The organism is Nonomuraea roseoviolacea subsp. carminata (assembly GCF_024172185.1).
In the GTDB taxonomy this organism is placed as follows: Bacteria; Actinomycetota; Actinomycetes; order Streptosporangiales; family Streptosporangiaceae; genus Nonomuraea; species Nonomuraea roseoviolacea.
In genome coordinates this window covers 4,835,283-4,858,605 of the sequence record NZ_JAMZEC010000001.1, presented here as the reverse complement: position 1 = coordinate 4,858,605, position 23,323 = coordinate 4,835,283, and the positions used below count along the sequence as shown (strand labels likewise).

18 protein-coding genes are annotated in these 23,323 nt (G+C 71.4%); 11 read left to right on the top strand and 7 right to left on the bottom strand.

Annotated features, from left to right (window positions below; translation table 11 throughout):
* Positions 1-680: 680 nt before the first annotated feature.
* Together HD595_RS22660 and HD595_RS22655 are read right to left on the bottom strand one after the other, a co-directional pair.
* Positions 681-2,360: a recombinase family protein gene (locus HD595_RS22660; protein WP_253772134.1), complete on the bottom strand. Its 1,680-nt coding sequence runs from the start codon at positions 2,358-2,360 to the stop codon at positions 681-683.
* A gap of 180 nt (positions 2,361-2,540) precedes the next feature.
* Complete coding sequence (locus HD595_RS22655; protein WP_253772132.1) at positions 2,541-2,729, bottom strand: DUF5999 family protein; 189 nt, start codon at positions 2,727-2,729, stop codon at positions 2,541-2,543.
* A 691-nt stretch (positions 2,730-3,420) separates the two neighbouring features.
* Here HD595_RS22655 and HD595_RS22650 point away from each other — a divergent pair.
* From HD595_RS22650 to HD595_RS22640, 3 genes are all read left to right on the top strand, one after another.
* Positions 3,421-4,566 (top strand): serine/threonine-protein kinase, encoded by a 1,146-nt coding sequence (locus HD595_RS22650; RefSeq protein WP_253772130.1) that lies wholly within the window; start codon positions 3,421-3,423, stop codon positions 4,564-4,566.
* 34 nt (positions 4,567-4,600) lie between these two features.
* Positions 4,601-6,247 carry a serine/threonine-protein kinase gene (locus tag HD595_RS22645; RefSeq protein ID WP_253772128.1) on the top strand — a complete coding sequence of 549 codons (1,647 nt, stop codon included), beginning with the start codon at positions 4,601-4,603 and terminating at the stop codon, positions 6,245-6,247.
* Between the two features lie 99 nt (positions 6,248-6,346).
* The gene (locus HD595_RS22640) at positions 6,347-7,744 is read left to right on the top strand and encodes a class II fumarate hydratase (protein WP_253772126.1); all 1,398 of its coding nucleotides are present in this window, start codon (positions 6,347-6,349) and stop codon (positions 7,742-7,744) included.
* Between the two features lie 33 nt (positions 7,745-7,777).
* On the opposite strand, the gene trpD is transcribed toward HD595_RS22640, so the two are convergent.
* Entirely contained in the window at positions 7,778-8,809 is a 1,032-nt protein-coding gene (gene trpD, locus HD595_RS22635; RefSeq protein WP_253772124.1) for an anthranilate phosphoribosyltransferase, read from the bottom strand.
* Positions 8,810-9,053: 244 nt separating this feature from the next.
* Between trpD and HD595_RS22630 the strand changes: the two genes are divergently transcribed.
* The 5 genes from HD595_RS22630 to HD595_RS22610 are packed head-to-tail and all read left to right on the top strand — an operon-like array spanning position 9,054 to position 15,221.
* Entirely contained in the window at positions 9,054-9,815 is a 762-nt protein-coding gene (locus HD595_RS22630; protein WP_253772122.1) for an SDR family oxidoreductase, read from the top strand.
* Positions 9,815-11,713 carry a helix-turn-helix domain-containing protein gene (locus HD595_RS22625; RefSeq protein ID WP_253772120.1) on the top strand — a complete coding sequence of 633 codons (1,899 nt, stop codon included), beginning with the start codon at positions 9,815-9,817 and terminating at the stop codon, positions 11,711-11,713. Before HD595_RS22630 ends, HD595_RS22625 begins: the two co-directional genes overlap by 1 nt.
* 54 nt (positions 11,714-11,767) lie before the next feature.
* Entirely contained in the window at positions 11,768-13,039 is a 1,272-nt protein-coding gene (locus HD595_RS22620) for an MFS transporter (RefSeq protein ID WP_253772118.1), read from the top strand.
* The gene (locus HD595_RS22615) at positions 13,036-14,058 is read left to right on the top strand and encodes an alpha/beta fold hydrolase (protein ID WP_253772116.1); all 1,023 of its coding nucleotides are present in this window, start codon (positions 13,036-13,038) and stop codon (positions 14,056-14,058) included. Before HD595_RS22620 ends, HD595_RS22615 begins: the two co-directional genes overlap by 4 nt.
* Positions 14,058-15,221: an alpha/beta hydrolase family protein gene (locus tag HD595_RS22610; protein WP_253772114.1), complete on the top strand. Its 1,164-nt coding sequence runs from the start codon at positions 14,058-14,060 to the stop codon at positions 15,219-15,221. The genes HD595_RS22615 and HD595_RS22610 overlap by 1 nt, the downstream gene beginning before the upstream one ends.
* Positions 15,222-15,236: 15 nt before the next feature.
* Here HD595_RS22610 and HD595_RS22605 read toward each other — a convergent pair whose 3' ends face one another.
* Together HD595_RS22605 and HD595_RS22600 are read right to left on the bottom strand one after the other, a co-directional pair.
* Positions 15,237-17,234 carry a glycosyltransferase family 2 protein gene (locus HD595_RS22605; protein ID WP_253772112.1) on the bottom strand — a complete coding sequence of 666 codons (1,998 nt, stop codon included), beginning with the start codon at positions 17,232-17,234 and terminating at the stop codon, positions 15,237-15,239.
* 70 nt (positions 17,235-17,304) lie between these two features.
* Complete coding sequence (locus HD595_RS22600) at positions 17,305-17,952, bottom strand: aggregation-promoting factor C-terminal-like domain-containing protein (protein ID WP_253772111.1); 648 nt, start codon at positions 17,950-17,952, stop codon at positions 17,305-17,307.
* Positions 17,953-18,288: 336 nt separating this feature from the next.
* Between HD595_RS22600 and HD595_RS22595 the strand changes: the two genes are divergently transcribed.
* From HD595_RS22595 to HD595_RS22585, 3 genes are read left to right on the top strand one after another with little or no spacing between them, the layout of a single operon-like run.
* Positions 18,289-18,963 (top strand): response regulator, encoded by a 675-nt coding sequence (locus tag HD595_RS22595; RefSeq protein WP_253772109.1) that lies wholly within the window; start codon positions 18,289-18,291, stop codon positions 18,961-18,963.
* Positions 18,960-20,396 carry a sensor histidine kinase gene (locus tag HD595_RS22590; protein ID WP_253772107.1) on the top strand — a complete coding sequence of 479 codons (1,437 nt, stop codon included), beginning with the start codon at positions 18,960-18,962 and terminating at the stop codon, positions 20,394-20,396. The genes HD595_RS22595 and HD595_RS22590 overlap by 4 nt, the downstream gene beginning before the upstream one ends.
* Positions 20,393-20,938, top strand: coding sequence for a hypothetical protein (locus HD595_RS22585; RefSeq protein ID WP_253772105.1), 546 nt, complete (start codon positions 20,393-20,395; stop codon positions 20,936-20,938). The genes HD595_RS22590 and HD595_RS22585 overlap by 4 nt, the downstream gene beginning before the upstream one ends.
* Positions 20,939-20,944: 6 nt before the next feature.
* On the opposite strand, the gene HD595_RS22580 is transcribed toward HD595_RS22585, so the two are convergent.
* Entirely contained in the window at positions 20,945-22,264 is a 1,320-nt protein-coding gene (locus HD595_RS22580; RefSeq protein WP_420540715.1) for a PhoH family protein, read from the bottom strand.
* Between the two features lie 207 nt (positions 22,265-22,471).
* The gene (locus HD595_RS22575; RefSeq protein WP_253772103.1) at positions 22,472-23,233 is read right to left on the bottom strand and encodes an isoprenyl transferase; all 762 of its coding nucleotides are present in this window, start codon (positions 23,231-23,233) and stop codon (positions 22,472-22,474) included.
* Positions 23,234-23,323: the final 90 nt, after the last annotated feature.

The following is a 23,323-nucleotide window of genomic DNA, read 5'->3' as shown; positions in this document are numbered from 1 at the left end:
TACCCTGCCGTAGAACTACCCTCTTTATAGAAAGAGACGCACCTGTTCCCGCAGGTCACAGAGCTTCAGGCGGACAGAATCTGTCCGTATTCCGGTTGCAGGTGGACGAAATCTGTCCAGTCATCGGACCGCCTCGGAGGCGGCAGGCCCGCGCCTACCGAGGTCGGCCAGGGTGGCGGGATCGAACCATCCATCTGCCGTCCATGACATGTTGTGGCCGTGCGTCGGACACGGTTCGGGTGAGAACTTCCACTCGGCGCTAAGCAGAGTGAACGGCACTACGAGGCATCTAGGCGTTGACTGAGGTGCCAGCATGCCACCGTCAACGAGAGCGGAAATGAGACGCTTGATTTGCTTGGGATCGTACTGTGAGACGACTCCCTTTTTTACTTTAGGTAGAAGGTCGATGATCTCTCCATCGCTGAAGGTGGCGTGGCCGCCTTGATATGCTCTTCCTACAGCGAGCAACCACAGCCTGAATGCGGGATCTAGTGCGTAGGACTCGGATGCTTCTAATGCTGCCCGCCTTTCAAGCTTCCACCAGACGGGCCGGTAGCGGCCATGCATCACGTGCCAGCTCCTCGTGCAAGCTCAGCCAAGGGAACGATTGCCATGTATAACTCCCCGTCCGTAATAACACGGGCCCCACCACGAGGCGGAGCCCGTGACCAAACTCGAAGCTACGTGACCGCCGCAGCGCGCTTCCGCGCGACTCGCCTCTTCGCGATCTTTCTAAGTTGCTCCACGGTCGGCACGCTTCCGTCATCTCCAATTGGCGTGTTCCAGCCATATCGGTAAAAGCCGGAAGCATTCAGGTACACGCTTCCCTCTTGGACGATGTCCTCTATCAGAAGGTTATTCTCCCGAACTATCTCACCCAGCTCTTTGAACTCAATCACGACGCTTTCGCGAGAGTGGTCAACCAAGTCCTTGAAGACAGCGATCGTAATGTTGTGCTTTTTAAGAAAGGCACGCTTCTGTTCGTCGTCCTTCTCTGACCAGACCTCGCCATAGGTGCGGCCAGTGTTTAGGTATCTAGGAGAGGAATCGATTACCTCCACTTCAGCCCGAAGCCGGGAGACCTTCGCAGAGAGGTTTTTATGCATCTTCCAATAGGACTCGTCCTGCCCCTCTCCGTCGTACATCCCCGCCATATAGTCTCCCTCTAGGCGATCGAGTCGAGCACGAACCGCATCCAGCTCGATCCTGAGCGGCCCTGAGTCCACAGAGGACTTCTCAAAGACGGGGGCACCACCGAAGAGCCTGGTTATAGTCTCATTGACGAGATCATCAAGGAATGGGCGCTTCGCGCGTCCGGGGAGTGTGCACGTGCCGTTCTGGAGGTTGTTGCAGGTGTAATAGAAGTAATCAGCCGGTCCGCTCTTATTCTGCTTCGTCTTCTTTGCAGACGACAGGTTGGCCCCGCAGAGGCCACAGATTGCGACGCCTCCGAGCATTGACCGGGAGGGGATGGACCTAACGGCCTTGCGTTCGTCGGTGGTGAAGCGAACTACCATCTGGTTCCACTCAGCGGCAGTCATGATCGGGTCCGATGCAATCATGATCGGGTTACCCTCTTCGTCTTCTACCTGCTGACCTTTGTAGGTGTAGAACCCGGCTGCGGTCGGATTGGTGGCGATGGCGACGATCGTGCTTGAGTTCCACTTGATCCCGCGCGCTGGCTTCCCAGCCTTGATCCGCAGGTAGTCGCGCCAGGTCGGCACGTTGCGCTGGTTGAGGTCCACGGCGATTCGGTATGCCGACCAATCCGCCTTGATCCTGTCCACGATCTCCCGGAGCAGCGCCGCGTACTCAGGGTCCTGGGCCAGCTTCTTACCCTTCCCTCTTGAACTGTCCACGAACTGGTAGCCGAACGGGAGCACTCCCCCAGTCCATACGCCCATCTCCAGCCGTGTCTGAGCGCTGGCTTGGACGCGAGCACGGATGGTGTCCAACTCGCCTTCGGCGAAGGCCGCGATGATCTGCGCGAACATCTTCCCCATCGGCGTGGACATGTCGATGCCCTCGGTGACAGAGACGATCGTCTTGCCCCGCTCCTGACACCACTCCATCATCTCGGCGAAGTGTTTGGATCGGCGGGTGAGCCGGTCGATCTTGAGCACTGCGACGACATCGAACTCATTGGCACGTTCCCGAAGCCATGGGCCTAACTTCGGCCTCTTGAAGGGGTCCAGGCCGCCGGACACATCCAGGTCTTCGGCCCAACCGATCACGGTCCCGTTGATGTATGGGGAACTGGCCCAGTGCTCGATCGCGGCGCGCTGCCGTTCCGGGGCGGTGCTGGCATCGGTGGTGACGCTCAGGCGTATGACTCCGAGGATGCGGGGGTTCTCGATCACAAGGAAGATCGTAGGGCAGCAGTTGCAGCTAGATCTACGAAAGGGACGACTTCTTCACCGACCGCACCGGCCCGGTGCTGTCGATCGGCCGTCGCTGAGCCGGACGTGCTGCCCCGCCGGCCCGCCGGCCGGGGCCTCACGGCTGCGTCGTCCGAGCGGCTGCCAGGAGGTCTCGCGGGGTCAGGCGAGCGCGGGGGCGCGGTGGGGCGCCACGACGCTGCCGTCGGGCAGCAGGAGGCCGGTGTCCTCGAAGAGCACGACGCCGTTGCAGAGCAGGCTCCAGCCCTGGTCGGGGTGGGCCGAGATCACGTGGGCCGCCTCACGGTCGGGCGATCCGGCGGCGGGGCAGAGGGGGAAGTGACTGCACATCGTGCACCTCTCAGAGGACGCTCCTGCGATGGGGGTTTTCAGAAGGGCAGCTTGCGCCCCGACGGCGTGCGAAGGTCGAGGGAGGGACCGGCCGGTTTCCTCGGCTGGGGGCGAACCTGGGTCTGGCGCATCCTCATCACGTCCTTCGGGTGAAGCCGTCATGGTCGCTGACTTGGTCGTACCTCCGACGCGTGCTCCCCATTCTGCCGATCGTGGCGGACACTTTCCGGATTCTTGAGGAGTCGCCTCGTAAGTAGCTTCACTCTGCCCCCACCCCCTTACGACACCCTTACAACCGGCCTACCGCACCCCAAAGTTCCCCGCGTAACCCTTGCGCCGGCGGCACGAACCCCTTTGTCGGCGTAATAGGCATTTCTCCGCGCCGGACGAGTCACCGCGAAAAGGGCCTCGGAGCTGCGAGAACACCATTCCGCCCCGCTCGGGAAGGGACGGGATCCCCGGCGCCCGCGAAGGAGACGCGCGGCGGGCGCGGAGGAGCCGGGTGACGCGCGTCTCTTGCGGCGAGGCCGCCCGGACCCCCACCATGTGGACGGCACGACGGTTCGCGGCCGCATGGGCGCGCTGAGCAGGCTCGCTGACCCGGCGAGTCAGACGGGTTGACTTGGATTCGCAACATTTTATCGGCCGGGCCTCTACTGGTCGGTTTACACAAATAGGTAAGCTGCCAGGCATGCGTGCGCCCTCCGGTTACCTTCTCGCCGCGCGCTACCGGCTCCTCGAACCCGTCGGACGCGGCGGCATGGGCACCGTGTGGCGGGCGCACGACGAGCTGCTCGACCGCTACGTCGCGGTCAAGGAGGTGCGCCTGCCGACGGTGCTCGACGAGGAGCTTCGGGCCGAGCTGTGCGCCCGCACCGAGCGCGAGGGCCGGGCCACGGCGATGGTGGCGCACCCGTCGGTCATCACGGTCTTCGACGTCGTGACCGAGGACGACCGGCCGTGGATCGTCATGGAGCTGCTGAACGCGAGGTCCTTGGAGCAGCTCATCCAGCAGGAAGGACCGCTCCATCCCCGCCGCGTCGCGGAGATCGGCCGGCAGGTCCTGGGCGCGCTGCGCGCGGTCCACGCCAAGGGCATCCTGCACCGCGACGTGAAGCCCAGCAACGTGCTCGTCACCGACGACCGGGCCGTGCTCACCGACTTCGGCCTGGCGGCGCTGGAGGGCGACGTCTCGATCACGCAGGCGGGCATCGTGCTGGGCTCGGCCGGCTACATCGCGCCGGAGCGGGTCCTCGGCGCCAAGGCCAGCCCCGCCGGCGACCTGTGGTCGCTCGGCGCGACCCTCTACACCGCCGTCGAGGGCCGCGGCCTGCACGGCCGCCGTACGGCCGCCGCCGCCCTGGCCGCGCTGACCAGCGGCGAGCCCATCCCCATGACCAAGGCCGGCCCGCTCGCGCCGGTGCTCGACGCGCTGCTCCGCATCGACCCGCAGACCCGCCTCGACTCCGTGCGCGCCTCGCTCATGCTGGCGCGGGTGGCGGCGGGCGGCTCGGCCGAGGAGCCGCTGGCGGCCCGCCGGCCCGCGCGGCAGGCCCAGGCCCGGCAGGCCCAGGCGGTGACCGTGCCGTCTTTCCCACGCCGGCCCGCGCACCGCGGGCTGCACCGGGCCGACGCCATAGGCAGGGCCGACACGATGGCGGCGCCGGTCCCGGTGCCCTCCCCGCGGCAGGAGCGCAGGTCCGGCGAGGGCGTCCATCGCCGGCGCGTGGAGCCCCGGCCGGCGGTTCCCTCGATTTATGCCCGCTTCATGACGACGGTGATAAAGTTGTTCCTTCCTCGGCGGTTCTGGCCAAGAGAACTTCGCAAGCGAGGCTAAAGCACTTTCCAAGCGAAATAGATATCTTCTTCTCATGCCGGAACCACAGACACGTGTGCTCGCCGAGCGCTACGAGCTGATCTCGCCGCTCGGGCGGGGGACGATGGGCACGGTGTGGCGTGCCAGGGACCGCGCCCTCGGCCGCGAGGTGGCGGTCAAGGAGATCCGGCAGGACCCGGGGCTCACCGAGGAGCAGCGGGCCGAGCTGCGCGAGCGCATGGTCCGCGAGGGCCGCCTCGCCGCGCGCATCAGCCACCCGGCCGTCGCCGCCATCCACGACGTGCTCATCCACGACGACAGCCCCTGGATCATCATGGAGCTGATCGAGGCGCGCTCCCTGGAGCAGGTCATCGACGAGGAGGGGCCGCTGCCGCCCCGGCTGGTCGCCGAGATCGGCGTCGACCTGCTCGGCGCGCTGCGCGCCGCGCACGCCCAGGGCATCACGCACCGCGACGTCAAGCCGGGCAACGTGCTCATCACCGAGACCGGCCGTGTGGTGCTGACCGACTTCGGCATCGCCAAGGCCGAGGGCGACTCCAAGCTGACCAAGACCGGCATGGTGATCGGCTCTCCCGGCTACACCGCGCCCGAGCGGGCCCGGGGCGAGTACACCGGCCCCGAGTCCGACATCTGGTCGCTGGGGGCGACGCTGTACTTCGCGGTCGAGGGGCGTCCCGCGTACGAGCGGGCCTCGATCGCCGAGACGCTCGCGGCGCTGCTGAGCGAGAACGCCGACCCGCCCACCCAGGCGGGACAGCTCGGTCCCGTGCTGACCGGGCTGCTGCACAAGGACCACAAGAAGCGGCTGAACGCGGCCAAGGCCGAGACCATGCTGCGGATGGTCGCCGACACGCCCACCCACGAGATACCGGTCATCACCGCCGAGAGCCCGACCGGTCAGGAGACCTCTGTGCCCGACGCCACCGATCCCGCCAGCGGCTCCAGGACGCCGGGGGCGTCCGGCCCTCAGCAGGGAGCGGGGGCGCGCCCTCAGGGCGGACGGCCGGCCGGCGCACCGGGCTCCGGCCCGCAGAGCGCCACACCGCACACGGCGCCGAGCCCGGGGCCGCGGAGCGCCACGCCGGGGTCCGGGCCGCAGAACACCGGGCCACGGAACGCCGGGCCGCAGAACGCGCCCGGCTCCGGGCCGCAGAGCGCCGGACCGCAGGGGGCGCCGGGTGGGCGGCCCGCCGCGCAGGGCCCCGGCGGTGAGGGCGGTCAGCCCAGGCACGACCCGGAGCGCACCGTGGCCCTGAAGCGGCCCAAGACCCCGCTCCCCGGCCGCCCGCAGCCAGGGGCGCCCGTGGACGAGGGCGCCATGGCCACCCAGCGCATTCAGACGCCGCGGCCCTACAACGCGCCCGGCCACCAGGTCTACCCGCCGGCGCAGCAGCCCGGCCGTCCCGTGCCGCCGGGCGGTCAGCCCCCGCGGCCGGTGCCCGCCGGGCACGCGATGTCGCACCCGGGTGGCGCCCAGGGGTTCCCGCCGGGCCCTCAGGGGCCGCAGGGCATGGCCATGGAGCGACCCGACTCCAAGGGGCTCGGCACCGACCTGTTCGCGATCGCGGGGCCCGAGGAGCGTCCCACGGGCAACCGCACGGGCATGCTCGTCCTCATGGGCGTGGCCGCCGCGGCCGCCGTCATGATCGCCATCCTCATCGTGGCCGTGCTGCAGGGCTGACCGGACGAGGTCGCGCCCGCCCCACGGCGCCGGCCACGCTCGTCCGCACGGTCGGGCGTGGTCCGGCTTGAGACGGACCTCGTGGGACAGACTGGGGGCATGAGCGAGTTCCGTATCGAAACAGACTCGATGGGCGAGGTGCGCGTGCCCGCCGGAGCCAGGTGGCGCGCGCAGACCCAGCGGGCGGTCGAGAACTTCCCGATCTCAGGACGGCCGCTGGAGCCGTCGCACATCGCCGCGCTCGGCCTCGTCAAGGCCGTGGCCGCCGAGGTGAACGCCGAGCTGGGCGTCCTCGACAAGGACCTGGCCGAGGCGATCGCGCAGGCCGCGGCCGACGTCGCCGAGAACGAGCACGACGACCACTTCCCGATCGACGTCTTCCAGACGGGCTCCGGCACCTCGTCCAACATGAACGCCAACGAGGTGATCGCCCACCTGGCCCAGGAGCGGCTGGGCCGGCCCGTCCACCCCAACGACCACGTCAACGCCTCGCAGTCGTCCAACGACGTCTTCCCCACCTCCATCCACGTGGCGGCGGCGACCGAGGTGACCTACCACCTCATGCCGTCGCTGGAGCACCTGGCGGCGAGCCTGCGGGCCAAGGCGCTCCAGTTCGACCAGGTGGTGAAGTCGGGGCGGACCCACCTGATGGACGCGACGCCGGTGACGCTGGGGCAGGAGTTCGGCGGCTACGCCGCGCAGATCGAGCACGGGCTGGTGCGGGTGAAGTCGGCGCTCGGCCACGTGCTGGAGCTGCCGCTGGGCGGCACGGCCGTGGGCACCGGCATCAACACCCCGCCCGGGTTCGCCGAGAAGGCCATCGCCAAGCTGCGGGAGGCGACCGGCATCCCGTTCCGCGAGGCGCTGGACCACTTCGAGGCGCAGAGCGCGCAGGACTCGATCGTCGAGCTGTCGGGCCAGCTCAAGGTGGTGGCGGTCTCCCTCAACAAGATCGCCAATGACCTGCGCTGGATGGGCTCCGGGCCGCGCGCCGGCCTCGCCGAGATCAACCTGCCGGACCTGCAGCCCGGCTCGTCGATCATGCCGGGCAAGGTCAACCCGGTGATCCCCGAGGCCACGGCCATGGTGGCGGCGCAGGTCATCGGCAACGACGCCGCCATCACGTTCGCGGGCGCCTCGGGGACGTTCGAGCTCAACGTGCAGCTCCCGGTGATCGCGCGCAACATCCTGGAGTCGATCCGGCTGCTGGCCAACGTCTCCCGGCTGCTCGCCGACCGCTGCGTGGCGGGCATCACGGCCAACGTCGAGCGGATGCGCGAGTACGCGGAGTCCTCGCCGTCGATCGTCACGCCGCTCAACCGGTACGTCGGGTACGAGGAGGCTGCGAAGATCGCCAAGCAGGCGCTGGCCGAGCGCAAGACCATCCGGGAGGTGGTCGTCGAGCGCGGCCACGTGGCGGCCGGGAAGATCACCGAGGAGCAGCTCGACGCGGTCCTCGACGTGCTGGCGATGACGAACTCCGACAAGGCGGACTGACCGGCAGGGGGGCAGCGGATCCGGCGACCGGGGTCAGCGGGTCGCGCGGGCCCAGCGGGTGAGGAGCGTGGCGGCGGCCCCCGAGCCGACCGCGTCGGCGGCGCGCTTGCGGGCGGCCTCCAGGGCGGGCGTCAGCTCGGCGGCGGGCGGTGCCCCGTCGGCGGCCACCAGCGCGGCGGCGGCGTTCAGCAGCACGATGTCGAGCACCGGCCCCGGCTCGCCCGCCAGGACCGCGCGGGCCACCGCGGCGTTGTGCTCGGCGTCGCCGCCGCGCAGGTCCTCCATACGGGCCCGCGGGATGCCGAGGTCGGCGGGGTCGAACGGGGTCGCGGTGACCGCGCCCCGCCGTACCACCCAGATCGTGGACGGGCCGGTGGTGGTCAGCTCGTCCAGGCCGTCGTCGCCGCGGAAGACCAGCGAGGAGCAGCCGCGCTCGGCGAGCACGCCCGCGATCACCGGCGCCATGCGGGCGTCGGCGACGCCCACGGCCTGGGCGGCGGGCAGCGCCGGGTTGGTGATCGGGCCGAGGAAGTTGAAGAACGTGGGCACGCCGAGCTGGCGCCGCACGGGCGAGGCGTGCCGCATCGCCGGGTGGAAGGTCCCGGCGAAGCAGAAGGTGATGCCCACCTCCTCCGCGACCCGCACGACGTCGGCGGGCGCCAGCTCCACGCGCACGCCGAGCGCCTCCAGCACGTCGGCCGCGCCCGTTGCCGAGGAGGAGGCCCGGCCGCCGTGCTTGACCACGCGGGCGCCGGCCGCCGCGGCCACGACGGCCGCCATGGTGGAGACGTTGACCGTGCCCGCCCGGTCGCCGCCGGTGCCGACGAGGTCCACGGTCTCGCCCGGCACTCTGATCGCGTACGAGCGGGCCAGCATGCCGTCGGCCAGGCCGGTCACCTCGGCCACCGTCTCGCCCTTGGCGCGCAGGGCCACGGCGAAGGCCGCGATCTGGGCCTCGGTCGCCGCGCCGGACATGATCTGCTCCATCGCCCAGGCGCTCTCGCGCGCCCGGAGGGAGGAGCCGTCGAGGAGCGTGCCGAGCAGGGAGGCCCAGGTGATCGTCATGTCAACGCCCTTTCGCTGGTCGAGGTGCTCGACGGGGGGCGTCCCGGACATGCGGGCGGCCGCCTCGTCGAGGCGGCCGGGATGCGTATGCGCGTGCGGGTCCGCCTAGGAGGCGGGCCACCACTGGTGCGAATACGCGGTCATGCCGCAGATCGTACCATCCGGGCTGGCCCACATAGCGAGATCATGATCTGTGTGGCCGGGCCCCATGCTGCGGGCCGGGGCCCGGGCCTATGGTCGGGGTATGGCGAACGAAGTGACCGGTGGGCTGTCGGGGCGGACCGCGCTGGTGACCGGGGCCGGCGGCGGGATCGGGGCCGCCTGCGCGCGGCGGCTGGCCGCCGCCGGGGCGCACGTGCTCGTCGTGGACCGTGACGGCGACGCCGCCGGGAAGGTGGCGGCCGGGATCGGCGGCACGGCCGTGGTCGCGGACCTGGGCGAGCCCGGCTTCGCGGAGCGGCTGCCCGCCGACGTGGACATCGTGGTCAACAACGCCGGGTTCCAGCACGTGGCGCCCATCGAGGAGTTCCCGCCCGAGGTGTTCTCCACCATGCTGCGGGTCATGGTCGAGGCGCCGTTCCTCATCGCGCGGCGGGTGCTGCCCGGCATGTACGCCCGGGAGTGGGGCCGCTTCGTCAACATCTCGTCGGTCCACGGGCTGCGCGCCTCGCCGTACAAGTCGGCGTACACGACGGCCAAGCACGCGCTGGAGGGGCTGTCCAAGACCATCGCGCTGGAGGGCGGCCCGCACGGGGTGACCTCGACCTGCGTCAACCCCGGCTACGTGCGCACCCGGCTCGTCGAGGACCAGATCGCCGACCAGGCCAGGGCGCACGGCATCGACCCCGGTAAGGTCGTCGAGGACATCATGCTGAGGCCGGCGGCGATCAAGCGCCTCATCGAGCCGGAGGAGGTGGCCGAGCTGGTCGCGTACCTGTGCGGGCCGGGCGGCTCGTTCATCACCGGCGTCTCGCTGCCCCTGGACGGCGGCTGGACGGCCCGATAGTGGTCCGGCGCTACCTGGAGCTGCTGGGCCGGGAGGCTTCGGCTGTCGAGTTCGAGGGGCCGATCATCGAGGCGCGGGCCGCCGGGGCCGACGCGGCGACGATCGAGGAGCTCGAACGCGCCAAGGTCGAGGCGCTCAAGGTGCGCGCGCTGCTGAGGCGCCGGGCCAGGCGCGAGGCGGAGCTGTCCGCCCTGTACGACACGGCCGGCGACCTGGCCGCGCTGCGCGACCTCGACGCGGTGCTGGAGGCGATCGTCCACCGGGCCAGGCAGCTCCTGGCCACCGACACGGCCTACATGACCCTGCACGACCCCGAGCGGGGCGACACCTACATGCGGGTCACCGACGGGTCGATCTCGGCGAAGTTCCGGGCGCTGCGGCTGGCCATGGGCGCCGGGCTCGGCGGGCTGGTGGCGCAGTCGGCCACCCCGTACGCGACGGCCGACTACTTCGCCGACGCCAGGTTCCACCACAAGGACCACATCGACGAGGCCGTCCAGGAGGAGGGCCTGGTCGCCATCCTCGGCGTCCCGCTGCGGCTGGGACAACGGGTGATCGGCGTGCTGATGGCCGCCGACCGCAGCGCCCGGCCGTTCCACCAGGAGGAGGTGTCGCTGCTGGCGAGCCTGGCGGCGCACGCGGCGGTCGCCATCGACAACGCCCGGCTGCTCCAGGAGACGCGCAACGCGCTGGAGGAGCTGTCCACGGCCCACCGCACCGCCCGCGCGCACGCCGAGGCGGTCGAGCGGGCCGCGCTCGCGCACGACCGGATGACCTCGGTGGTGCTGCGGGGCGGCGGCATCGAGGACGTGGCGGCCGTCGTGACCGACGTGCTGGGCGGGTCGCTGGCCGTGCTGGACGACCTGGGCCGGCCGATCGCCGGGCCGCTCGACGGCGCGGTGGGCGAGCTGGACGCGGGCGTGTTCGAGGCCGCGCAGGCGTCGCGGGCGCTGGGCCGTACGGTGCGCAGGGGCGATCTGCGGATCGCGTCGGTGGACGTCGGCGGGGAGCCGCTGTGCACGCTGGTGCTGCGCAGCGACGACGCCGACGAGCGGATCCTGGAGCGGGCGGCGCTGGTGTGCGCGTTGCTGCTGCTGTTCCGCCGGAGCGTGGCCGAGGCCGAGGGGCGGGTGCGGGGCGAGCTGCTGGACGACCTGATCTCCCGCCCGGAGACGCCCGGCCTGGCGGACCGCGCGCGGCGGCTGGGCGTCGACCTGGGCGCGCCGCACGTGGTCGTGGTCGCGCGGCACGACGGGCAGCGGGAGCGGGCCGCGTTCTGGGCGTCGTCGCAGGCCGCGGTGCGGCGCGGGCTGGCCGCCGGCCGGGCCGGCGAGGTCGTGCTGCTGCTGCCGGGCGACGACGCGGGCGCGCTCGCGCAGCGCGTCGCCGCCGAGCTGAGCGCGTCGCTGGGCTCCCCCGCCACGGCCGGGGCCTCGCGGGCGGGCGAGCCGCGCCCTGAGCCCCCCGGTGAGGGCCGCGGCGCGGTGCGGGCCGGTGAGGTGGCCATGGCCTACCGGGAGGCGCGGCGGTGCGCCGAGGCGCTGGTCGCGCTGGGCCGGGCCGGCGACGGCGCGAGCGCCGCCGAGCTGGGCTTCGTCGGCCTGCTCATCGGCGAGGGCCGCGACGTGCGCGGCTTCGTCGGCTCGGTGCTCGGCCCGGTCGTCGACTACGACGCCCGCCGGGGCACCGCGCTGGCCGCCACGCTCGCCGCCTACTTCGGCACGGGCGGCTCGCCCTCCCGTACGGCCGAGACCATGCACATCCACGTCAACACCGTCACGCAGCGGCTCGACCGCATCGGCAAGCTGCTCGGCGAGGGCTGGTCCGACCCGGAGCGGGCCCTGGAGATCCAGCTCGCGCTGCGCCTGCACCGTCTCGGCCACACATCACAGCCGTAGACTGTGGGCTTCGCCCCCATATGAGTGACCCCCGTCACTCCCTAGCGTGACGGCATGGCCACTTCCATCAAGAAGGTCGTCGGCGCCGGCCTGATCGGCACCACCATCGAGTGGTACGACTTCTTCCTGTACGGCTCGGCAGCCGCCCTCGTGTTCAACAAGCTGTTCTTCCCCGAGGCCGATCCGCTGACCGGCACCCTCCTCGCCTTCCTCACCTACGCCGTCGGGTTCGTCGCCCGCCCCCTCGGCGGCCTGGTCTTCGGTCACTTCGGCGACCGGGTCGGCCGCAAGACCCTCCTGGTGGTCAGCCTGCTCATGATGGGCGCGGCCACGTTCCTCATCGGATGCCTGCCCACGTACGTGAGCGTCGGCGCCGCCGCGCCGCTGCTGCTCACGACGCTGCGGCTGGTGCAGGGCTTCGCGCTCGGCGGCGAGTGGGGCGGCGCGGTCCTCATCGTCTCCGAGCACGGCGACGCCGAACGCCGCGGCTTCTGGGCCTCCTGGCCGCAGGCGGGCGCGCCGGGCGGCAACCTGCTGGCGACCGGCGTGCTGGCGATCCTGGCCGCCACGCAGTCGGACGCGGCGTTCCAGAGCTGGGGCTGGCGGGTGCCGTTCCTGCTGTCGGGCGTGCTGGTGCTGATCGGGCTGTGGATCCGGTTGTCGATCACCGAGTCGCCGGTCTTCCAGCAGGCCGAGCCGGAGCCGACCGCGCCGATCGTCGGCGTGCTGCGCCACCACTGGCGCGACGTGCTCGTCGCCATCGGCGCGCGGCTGGCGGAGAACATCTCCTTCTACCTGCTCACGGTCTTCGTCATCACGTACGCCAAGACCACCGGCCTGGCGAACTCGACCGTGCTCAACGCGGTGCTGATCGCCTCGGCCATCCACTTCGTCACGATCCCGATGTGGGGCGCGCTGTCGGACCGCCTGGGCCGCCGCCCGATCTACCTGGCCGGCGCCGCCGGGATCGGGGTGTGGATCTTCGCGTTCTTCCCGCTCGTGGACACCGGCAACTTCCTGGCGATCACGCTGGCCGTCACGGTCGGGCTGCTGTTCCACGGCATGATGTACGGCCCGCAGGCGGCCTTCTTCTCCGAGCTGTTCGGCACGCGGATGAGGTACACCGGCGTGTCGATCGGCGCGCAGCTCTCGGCGATCGTGGCCGGGGCGCTGGCCCCGCTCATCGCGGTGGCCCTGCTCAAGGACTTCGGCAGCAGCCTGCCGATCTCCGTCTACCTCGGCGCGGCGGCCGTCCTCACCCTCGTCGCCGTCTTCGCCGCCCGCGAGACCCAGGGCCGTGACCTGGCCGAGAAGGTGCGGGCATGAGCGCCCCTGTGTCGTTCGTCGCGACGCGGGTCACGACGCCGCGGCTCACCCAGAACGTCGTCACCGTCGAGGGCCGGACCGGCGCGCCGGTGCTGTTCGTCCACGGCAACGTCTCCTCCTCGGCGTTCTGGCACACGAGCATGGCCGCGCTGCCGGACGGCCTGCGCCCGATCGCGGTGGACCTGCGCGGCTTCGGCGGGACCGACCCCGAGCCCATCGACGCCACCCGGGGCCTGCGGGACTTCTCCGACGACCTGCTGGAGCTGGTGGACGCGCTGGAGCTGCCCGCCGTCCACCTCGTCGGCTGGAGCCTCGGCGGCGGGATCGTGCTGCAGATGCTGCGCGACCGCCCCGCCGCCGTGCGGTCCGTCACGCTGGTCAACCCGGTCTCGCCGTACGGGTTCGGCGGCACCGAGGGGCCGGACGGCCGCTTGACCCATCCGGACGGCGCCGGGTCGGGCGCCGGCGCGGTCAACCCGGAGTTCGTGGCCCGGCTGGAGGGCGGCGACCTGTCGGACGAGGACCCGGCCTCGCCGCGTTCGGTGTTCCGCTCCACGTACGTGGCGAGCCCGGTGGACGACGAGGACCGCTACGTCGCCGCCATGCTCACCACCCGCGTCGGCGAGGACCACTACCCGGGCGACGCCGCCACCTCGGCCGCCTGGCCGGGCGTCGCGCCCGGCCGGCGCGGCGTGCTCAACGCGCTGGCGCCGACCCGCTTCCGCATCGACGACCTGCACGAGATCACCCCCAAGCCGCCCGTCCTGTGGATCCGCGGCGCCGACGACGTGATCGTCTCCGACACCTCCCTGTTCGACCTGGCCCACCTGGGCGCCATCGGCGTGGTCCCCGGCTCCCCCGGCACGCCCGCGCAGCCCATGATCGCCCAGACCCGGGCCGTGCTGGAACGCTACGGCCCGTACCGCGAGGCCGTGCTGGACAAGTGCGGTCACAGCCCCCACCTGGAACGCCCCGACGACTTCCACCGGCTGCTGGCCCGGCACCTCCTGGAGACCTGATGCTCGTCGCCCTCACCCTCGTCGCGAGCCTGCTCACGCCCTTACCCGCCGCGGCCCAGGCCCGGCCGCTGACCGTGCCGGGCGCCGAGCGCGCCGTCACGGCCGAGCTGGACGACCTCACCACCGCCGGCACCGCCCGCACCGGTCACACCGACCCCGCCGACTGGGCGGGCCTGCACTCGGCGGCCACGGTGAACCCCACCGGCGTCCCCGGCGTCCAGATCGACGGCTACTTCCCCGACACCTCCACCACCAACCCCACCCACGGCTGGAACCACGACTCCCAGTTCGTCATCCGGCTCCCCGAGCACTGGAACGGCGGCCTCGTCGTCACCGGCACGCCCGGCAACCGGGAGCAGTACGCCAACGACTTCACGATCGCGGACTGGGTGCTGGCCAAGGGCTACGCCTTCGCCGCCACCGACAAGGGCAACACCGGCCTGAACTTCCACACCGACGGCCGGCGCCCCGGCGACGCCATCGCCGAGTGGAACGAGCGGGTCACCCAGCTCACGATCGCCGCCAAGGCCGTCGCCGCCCAGCGGTACGGCCGGCCCCCGAGGCGCACGTACATGGCCGGCATCTCCAACGGCGGCTACCTGGTCAGGTGGCAGCTGGAGAACCGCGGCTGGCTCTACGACGGCGGCGTCGACTGGGAGGGCACGCTCTGGCGGGTCAAGGGCGACAACCTGCTGAACTACCTGCCGGAGGCGCTCAAGGCGTACCCGGACGAGGCCGGCGTGCGGCAGGCGGGCTTCGCGGCCGGCTCGGAGTTCCTGTGGCCGTTCCACCGGCAGTACTACTGGGAGCTGACCCAGCAGCTCTACCAGAAGGAGCTGGACCCGTCGTACGACGGGGCCGCGGCCGACTACGACTACGACGCGCGCCGTCCCTACGCCGCGGTCGCCAGGATCGCCCTGACCGGGCGCATCACGAAGCCGCTCATCACGTTGCACGGCACGCTCGACTCGCTGCTGCCCATCGAGCGCGACTCCGACGTGTACGCGCGGATGGTCGGCCCGCACCGGCCGTTCCGCTACCACCGGGTGGAGGGCGGCAACCACCTCGACAGCCTGGTGGACGTCTATCCGGACCGGCTCAGGCCGATGCTGCCGGCCTTCCGCGACGCCTTCGCCGAGCTGGAGGAGTGGACCGGCCGGTAGGCGCCGGTAGGGGCGTCAGTCCTTCAGGTAGCGATGCCTGCCCGCGCGTGCCAGCCGTACGAGGTGGCGGGCGCCGGGCAGGCGCCGGCCGATCCGGTGCAGGGCCGAGTCGCGGCCGAGCGGTGAGCGGCGGGCCGGGTCCACGGCGGCGGTGGGGCGCACCATCACGGCGCCCCGCCGGATCTCCAGCCCGAACCGCAGCCCCACCTCCTCCTCGGCGGTGCGCAGCGACGGCAGCCACCGGCCCGGCCCGAGCACGTCCGGCGGGGCGAACATCCGCCGGATCGGCAGCTTGGCGACGAGCTGGCCGGCGATGCGGCCGGCCAGGCCCGGCTCGACGAGGGCGGGCGCGCTCACCTCGCGCTCCCGGCGCCCGGTGCCGCGCAGCACCAGCTCCAGCGGCGGCCCGCCGCTCGGCGGCACGTACGGCACCGGCAGCACCACGTACAGATGGCCCTCCTGCCGCCTCACGGTGACGCCGGGCGAGACCAGCGCGATCGACTCGGCGAACGAGCGCGGCTCGACCGCCAGGCCCAGCTCGCCCTCGTCGGTCCAGCAGGGCACCACCAGGCGGGTCTTCGGGCGCTCGGCCAGCACGCCGAGGCAGTTGAGCGGGCCCTCGGAGCGGCGCACGCGGCTGCGGGCCTGATGCGCGCCGCCGTACATGCGGACGTGGACCTCCCACTGGCCGGAGCGCAGCGGCCGGCCCATGGCGGCCTCGGTGGCGTCCACGCGCGCCTCGCCGACGATGCGCACGCGGATGTGGCGCCGCCCGTCCGGGACCCGCTCCACCCGGTACGCGACGGGCAGGAAGTGGATGACGCCCGTCTCGGAGTGCCGGACGTAGACCTCGATGCGGGCCCGCTCGACCGCCTGGGTGACGTCGGTGACGGCGTCCGGCAGCAGCGCGGGGTCGAGCGAGCGGGGCGGGATCCAGTGCAGCCGGTCGCCGTCGGCGCGGAAGACGGTGGGCCGGCCGTCGCCGCCCAGCACCTCGACGGTGAGCCCGAGCACGAGCACCTGCCCGTCCCAGCGGACCTCGGTCAGGTCGGCGCCCAGGCCCGCGCGGCGGGTGGAGTTGGCCAGCAGGACGAGCTGGTCGAGGCGGCCGGCCCGCAGGAGCGCGGCCACGGCGCGCAGGTGGACCGGCAGGTAGCGGTCGAGCCGCTCGGGGAAGCGCTCCAGCACCAGCTCCCTGAGCAGCGTGAAGTGCATACCGCGGTCGATGGAGGAGCCGGCGAACCGGCTGGTGAGGAACGGGCGCAGCGCGGTCGAGCGGAACCAGTAGGCGTACATGCGGTCGCGGTGGCGGCCCTCGCCGGTGCGGGCGTCGATGCCGTCGAGCAGCTCGCGCAGCTCGGCCACGACCGTGGCGGGGTCCTCGTCGGGCTCGGGCCGCTCGCCCAGGTGGCAGCAGACCTGCTCGGCGAGGATGGCGACGACCTTGGCCTCCAGGTAGGCGCGCACGGAGAACGCCTGCTCGGCGAGCTGGCCGCCGGGCGCGGCGAAGGCGAGAGCGTGCTGCTCCAGGAACGCGCGCCGGTAGAGCTTGTGCGGGGTGAGGAGCGAGAAGAGCCGGTCGCGCAGGATGTCGGCGCGGGCCCGGCTCTGCTGGAAGGCGCCCATGGGCGGCCCGGTGTCGCGGGCGAGCCGCCCGACCAGGACGTCGGCGTCCGTCTCCACGGCCCGGTCGTACATGCGCTCCAGCGCCTCGCGGGCCAGCCGGTCGCCCTGGGTCATCAGGTAGACGTACTCGCCCTTGGCCGCCGCGACGCCGACGTTGCGCCCCCTCATGGGTGAGCCGCTGTGCGGCAGGTGCAGGACGCGGACGTTGCGGCGCACGGCGGCGACGGTGTCGAGCCGCTCGGCGATCCCGTCGGTGGACCCGTCGTCCACGAAGATCACTTCGTAGTCGTCGGCGGGCAGCGTCTGGTCCAGGACGGACCGCAGGCACGCGTCGGCCGAATCACCCGGGTTGCAGACATCGACGATCACACTGACCTTCACAGCCATGCGGCCAGCGTGCGCCCGCCCGCGCGGACGGACGCGGCGGCTTGCCGATTGCTGAGGGAAAGATGACCTGTCAGTACCAACCCGTGGACTGCGAGTGTCCCCAGGCGCCGCACGGCGTGCCGTAGCGGCCCTTGATGTAGCCGAGGCCCCACTTGATCTGGGTGGCCGCGTCGGTCTGCCAGTTGGGTCCGGCCGAGGCCATCTTGCTGCCGGGCAGGGACTGCGGGATGCCGTACGCGCCGGAGTAGCGGTTCATGGCCCGCTCGTTCCAGCCGCTCTCCTTCTGCCAGAGGCGTTCGAGGCAGCCCCACTGGTCGGCGCCGAAGCCCGCGCTGGCCAGCATCGACCGGGCGATGGCCTTGTTGCTGCCGGGCGACGGGGTGCTGCCGGGCGGGAAGTTGGCGGGCGGGAAGCCGTTGCCGCCCGGGGCCTTCTTCTTGACCTCGACCCAGTCGAAGCCGGTCTTCGCCCCGGAACGGGCGTCCTTGAGCTTGTCGGCCCGGTACGCCTGGACCGCGGCCTCCTTGAGCGCGTCGGTCTTGGGGTCGGCGGCGGCGCTGAAGTCACCACCGGCCAGGGCGCCCATCTCGGGGAGCGACAGGGGCTCGGCGGTCTTGGGCGCGTTGGCGTTCTCGACGGCGCGGAAGGCGGTGTAGCCCCCGCCGCCGAGCACGACGACGGCCGCCAGGCCGATGCCGATCACCCGCTTCGGGCTCACGCGCGAGGAACGGGCCGGTCGGCTTGCCGAGCGGGGGGTTTCGGGGGCGCGACGCTCACTCAACTGCGGACCTGGGCTCACGAGCAATGAGCTTGCCCTGTCTTGGGGGGTGGTCCGCAACCGAAACGGGACATTCGGCAGGACAACTCTGGCCCCACCAGCCACCTGGCGTGGAGTTTCCCACTGGATGTGATTTTGGTCACACCTGACGGGCGCTTTTCCCGGGGCTGGAACTCTCCTGACACTGCCCCGTCTTTTTTGTGGTCGTGTGAGTGAGATGTCACAGTTCTATGACGCTCGTCGGATGCATTCCTCACCTGGGCGAATAATGTGCAGGTGGCCGGGATCCTCCTCATCGAAGACGACGCCTCCGTGCGCACAGCCCTGGAGCTGGCGCTGACACGGCAGGGGCACTCCGTCACCTCCTACGCCACCGGCGAGGAGGGGCTGGACCACATCAGGTCCCGCCGACCCGAGATCGCTGTCCTCGACGTCATGCTCCCGGGCATCGACGGGGTCGAGGTGTGCCGCCGCATCCGCCGGCTCGACCAGCTCCCCGTCATCCTGCTCACCGCCCGCGGCGACGACCTCGACATCGTGGTGGGCCTGGAGGCCGGGGCCGACGACTACGTGGTCAAGCCCGTCGAGCCGCGCGTGCTCGACGCCCGCATCCGCGCCATACTGCGCCGCGCCGAGTCGGCGGCCTCCGACCGCATCACCTTCGGCGACCTCGTGATCGACCGCGGCGCGCTGAAGGTCACGCTGGCCGGCAAGGAGATCCACCTGACGCCGACCGAGCTGCGGCTGCTGCTGGAGCTGGTTCGCCATCCCGGCCAGGTGCTCAACCGCCGCTACCTGCTGCGGGAGGTGTGGGACCACACGCACGTCGCGGACTCCCGCCTGGTGGACGCCTGCGTGCAGCGGGTACGCGCCAAGATCGAGCCGACGCCGGCCGAGCCGGTGTTCATCCACACCGTGCGCGGATTCGGCTACCGCTTCAGCCCTCCATGATCAAGAAGCTGCTCGGACGCGTGGTCAGGCTGCCCACCGGGCTGCGCGCGCGGCTGGTCATCACGTTCACGCTGGTCGCCGTCACCGCCTCGGTCCTCGTCGCCACCATCGGCTTCGAGCTGGCCAAGACCGCGCTGGTCGAGCGGGCCGAGGACACCGCCGTGGACGTGGTGGAGCGCGAGCTCGACCGCATCGCGTTCCCGATCGGCCGGCTGCGGCCCGGCGAGGCGCCGCCCACCGCGCAGAACCTGGAGGAGCTCGGCCAGTCGCTCGACGGCCCCGGCCGCGGCGTCGTCGTCGAGTACCGCGGCCTGCTGTACGCCGACGGCCCCATGACCATGGACGACGTGCCCAACGAGCTGTACGGCCGGGCCAAGCAGAACATCGTCACCCAGCGCAGGGTCATCCACAACGAGCTGTGGCTCATCGTCGGCGCCGAGGTCTACCGGCGCGCCGACGCCGTCGTCGAGCCCACCGGGCTGCGCACGTTCGTCTTCTTCCCGCTGCGCGACGAGCAGAGCCGGCTGGACACCCTGCGCAGCAAGCTCACCCAGGGCGGCGCCAGCATCGTGGCCATCGCGCTGGTCGTGGCGCTGCTGTCGGCCCGGCAGGTGCTGCTGCCGGTGCGCCGGCTGAGCGCGGCGGCCCAGGCGCTCGGCCAGGGCCGGCTCGACACCCGCCTGCCGGTCCACGGGCAGGACGAACTGGCCGAGCTGACCGCCCGGTTCAACGACGCGGCGGCGGCGCTGGAGCTGAGCGTGTCGGAGCTGCGGGCGCTGGAGGCCATGTCGCGCCGGTTCGTCGCCGACGTCTCCCACGAGCTGCGCACCCCGCTGACCGCGATGACCGCCGTGGCCGACGTCCTCAACGACGACGTCGAACGGCTGCCCGAGGACACGGCGCAGGCCGTGCGGCTCGTGCTCAGGGAGATCGAGCGGCTGCGCGAGCTGATCGAGCACCTCATCGAGATCAGCCGGTTCGACGCGGGCACGGCCACGCTCAACCTGGAGCCGGTCAACGTCGCCGACGCCGTCCACGGCTGCCTGGACGTGCGCGGTTGGGGCGAGAAGGTGGGGGTGACCGCCTCGCCGGGCCTGACCGCCAGCCTGGACCCGCGCAGGTTCGACGTCATCGTGGCCAACCTCGTCGGCAACGCGCTCAAGCACGGCGGGGAGCCGGTCACCGTGAGCGCCAGGGGCACCGAGAACGGCCTGGAGGTGAAGGTGCGCGACCACGGCAAGGGCATACCGCCCGAGGCCCTGCCCCACGTCTTCGACCGCTTCTACAAGGCGGGGGCCGGGCGCACCCGCAGTCAGGGCAGCGGCCTCGGCCTGGCCATCGCCCGCGCCAACGCCCAGCTCCACGGCGGCACGATCTCGGTGCGCCCGCAGACGCCGGGCACGCTCTTCACGGTCTGGCTGCCGCGCGCATGAGGGACCGGACGAGGAGCAGGTGTCGCGGCCGGCGCGCGAGGCGCGCCCTGGTCCTGCTGACGGGGGTCGTGCCGGTGGTGGCGGGCTGCGGCATCTCGCCGACCGACGCGCGGGAGGTGGCCAGGCCGCCGACCGTCCAGGTGCCGCCGCCGTCCAAGACCATCTATCTGCTCAAGGACGGCCGGCTGACCAAGGAGCCCGCCGACGTCGAGTCCGACACCGTGGAGAGCCTGCTGACGGCCCTGTTCGCGGCCTCCAGGCAACCGCTGCAGGACGGCCGCGACACCGCGCTGCGCGGCTTCACGCTGGAGGGCATCAAGGACTCCCTCAACCCGATCCGGCGCGACGAGGTGCAGCTCCCCCGCACCTCGACGCTCACGGTGATCGTCAAGGGCGAGGGCACGCTGTCGCGGCCCGCCAAGGCCCAGATCGTGTGCACGGCGCAGCAGGACGCCGCGTTCGAGCAGGTCAAGATCGTCCACAGGTACGAGAACCGCCCCTCCGTGGTGGAGGGACGGTTCATCTGCGGCGACCTGAAGTGAGCCCGGCTAGAGGTTGATGTCCTCCAGCATCTCGGTCACCAGGGCGGCGATCGGCGAGCGCTCGGAGCGCGTCAGCGTCACGTGCGCGAACAGCGGGTGGCCCTTGAGCTTCTCCACCACGGCCACGACGCCGTCGTGCCGGCCGACGCGCAGGTTGTCGCGTTGGGCGATGTCGTGGGTGAGCACCACGCGGGAGTTGGCGCCGATGCGGCTGAGAACGGTCAGCAGCACCCCGCGCTCCAGCGACTGGGCCTCGTCCACGATCACGAACGCGTCGTGCAGCGACCGGCCGCGGATGTGGGTGAGCGGCAGCACCTCCAGCATGCCGCGGTCGTGCACCTCCTCGATCACCTCGGGCGTGGTGATCGCGCCCAGGGTGTCATAGACCGCCTGGCCCCAGGGGCCCATCTTCTCGCCCTCGGTGCCGGGCAGGTAGCCGAGCTCCTGGCCGCCGACCGCGTAGATCGGCCGGAAGACGATCACCTTGCGGTGCTGGCGGCGCTCCAGGACCGCCTCCAGGCCCGCGCACAGCGCCAGCGCGGACTTGCCGGTGCCGGCCCGGCCGCCGAGCGACACGATGCCGATCTCCGGGTCCATGAGCAGGTCGAGCGCGATCCGCTGCTCGGCCGAGCGGCCGTGCAGGCCGAACACCTCGCGGTCGCCGCGCACCAGGCGCACCGACTTGTCGGGGAGCACGCGGCCGAGTGCCGAGCCCTTGGTCGACAGCAGCCGCAGACCCGTGTGGGTGGGCAGGTCCCTGGCCTCCTCGAGGTCGGCCGAGCCCTGGTCGAACAGCGTCTGGACGTCCTCGTCGGTCACCTGGACCTCGGCCATGCCCGTCCAGCCCGACTCGACGACCAGCTCCGCGCGGTACTCCTCGGCGGCCAGGCCGATCGAGGCCGCCTTGACCCGCATGGGCAGGTCCTTGGACACCAGCACGACGTCGCAGCCCTCGGCGGCCAGGGCACGGGCCACCGTCAGGATGCGCGTGTCGTTGTCGCCCAGACGGAAGCCCACGGGCAGGATCGACGGGTCACTGTGGTTGAGCTCCACCCTGAGGGTGCCGTCCCCGGCCGGCATGGGCTCGTCCAGCCGGCCGTGTCTGACGCGCAGGTCGTCGAGGTAACGCAGAGCCTTGCGCGCGAAGTAGCCCAGTTCGGGATGGTGCCGCTTCGCCTCCAGCTCGGTGATGACGACGATCGGGAGGACGACCTCGTGCTCGGCGAACCGGGTCATCGCCGCCGGGTCGGCGAGCAGGACCGAGGTGTCGAGCACGTACGTGCGCTTACCGGGCTGAGTGGACGGGTTGCTCGAGGACACTGCCACACGTTCTCCCCCGGGCGCCCCTGGCGGGGGGCACCCTGCAGACGAGGTGGGAATCGGACCGGACCCGTGCCCCCGGCCGCGACGTGCCGGCGACGCCGGATTCCGGCCCCCTCGGCAGGTGTTGGCGCAAGGATGGGGCCCTCTCCGGAGTGTCCGGCCTGTGGCCGGACACTTCCAACGTTACGTCTTGGATACCCAGATGTCGGGTCAGGAACCGTAACGCCGGTGCCTCGCGGCGTAGTCGCGCAGCGCCCGCAGGAAGTCGACCCTGCGGAAGTCAGGCCAGTAAGCCTCGTGGAAGTAGAACTCGGAGTGAGCGCTCTGCCAGAGCATGAAGCCGGACAGCCGCTGCTCGCCCGAGGTCCGGATGAGAAGGTCCGGGTCGGGCTGGCCGCGAGTGTAGAGATGCTCCGCGATGTGCTCCACATCGAGTACCTCGACGAGGTCCTCGATGCTGGCCCCCTTGCTGGCTTGCTCCTGGAGGAGTGAGCGCACCGCATCGGCAATCTCACGTCTTCCTCCATACCCAACTGCAACGTTCACAATCAGGCCAGGACGGTGCGATGTTGCTTCTTTCGCGTTTTTCAGGACATTGGCCGTCCGGTCGGGGAGCAGGTCGAGCGCTCCGACCGGGCTGATGCGCCAGCCCTGGTCCACGAGCTCCTGCGTGACGTCCTCGATGATCCGCAGGAGCGGCTCCAGCTCCTCGCTGGGCCGGTTGAGGTTGTCGTTGGACAGCATCCACACGGTGACCACCTCGACGCCGCTCTCGCGGCACCAGGTGAGCAGCTCGGAGATCTTGTCCGCGCCCTTGCGGTGCCCGCTGGACACGTCGCGCATGCCCATGGCGCGCGCCCAGCGGCGGTTGCCGTCGATGATGACCCCGACATGCCGGGGGACGCTGTCCTTCGACAGCTTGGCCTCCAACCGGCGCTCGTACAGCCGGTAGACCAGGTCGCGCAGGCCCACGGAGTCCTCCCCAGCGGTGCTGTGCCTTCGGTCGAGTGACCTAACAGGCAATTATCACCGCGTTTTACTGTGTCCGCGCCCTCAAGGGTT

What these genes read in the sequence shown, in the direction of transcription:
- HD595_RS22630 (WP_253772122.1), top strand. Translation starts at nt 9,054, where the DNA reads ATGGCGAACGAAGTGACCGGTGGGCTGTCGGGGCGGACCGCGCTGGTG.
- HD595_RS22655 (WP_253772132.1), bottom strand. Translation starts at nt 2,729, where the DNA reads ATGTGCAGTCACTTCCCCCTCTGCCCCGCCGCCGGATCGCCCGACCGT.
- HD595_RS22645 (WP_253772128.1), top strand. Translation starts at nt 4,601, where the DNA reads ATGCCGGAACCACAGACACGTGTGCTCGCCGAGCGCTACGAGCTGATC.
- HD595_RS22610 (WP_253772114.1), top strand. Translation starts at nt 14,058, where the DNA reads ATGCTCGTCGCCCTCACCCTCGTCGCGAGCCTGCTCACGCCCTTACCC.
- HD595_RS22605 (WP_253772112.1), bottom strand. Translation starts at nt 17,234, where the DNA reads ATGGCTGTGAAGGTCAGTGTGATCGTCGATGTCTGCAACCCGGGTGAT.
- trpD (WP_253772124.1), bottom strand. Translation starts at nt 8,809, where the DNA reads ATGACGATCACCTGGGCCTCCCTGCTCGGCACGCTCCTCGACGGCTCC.
- HD595_RS22590 (WP_253772107.1), top strand. Translation starts at nt 18,960, where the DNA reads ATGATCAAGAAGCTGCTCGGACGCGTGGTCAGGCTGCCCACCGGGCTG.
- HD595_RS22640 (WP_253772126.1), top strand. Translation starts at nt 6,347, where the DNA reads ATGAGCGAGTTCCGTATCGAAACAGACTCGATGGGCGAGGTGCGCGTG.
- HD595_RS22615 (WP_253772116.1), top strand. Translation starts at nt 13,036, where the DNA reads ATGAGCGCCCCTGTGTCGTTCGTCGCGACGCGGGTCACGACGCCGCGG.
- HD595_RS22650 (WP_253772130.1), top strand. Translation starts at nt 3,421, where the DNA reads ATGCGTGCGCCCTCCGGTTACCTTCTCGCCGCGCGCTACCGGCTCCTC.
- HD595_RS22620 (WP_253772118.1), top strand. Translation starts at nt 11,768, where the DNA reads ATGGCCACTTCCATCAAGAAGGTCGTCGGCGCCGGCCTGATCGGCACC.
- HD595_RS22585 (WP_253772105.1), top strand. Translation starts at nt 20,393, where the DNA reads ATGAGGGACCGGACGAGGAGCAGGTGTCGCGGCCGGCGCGCGAGGCGC.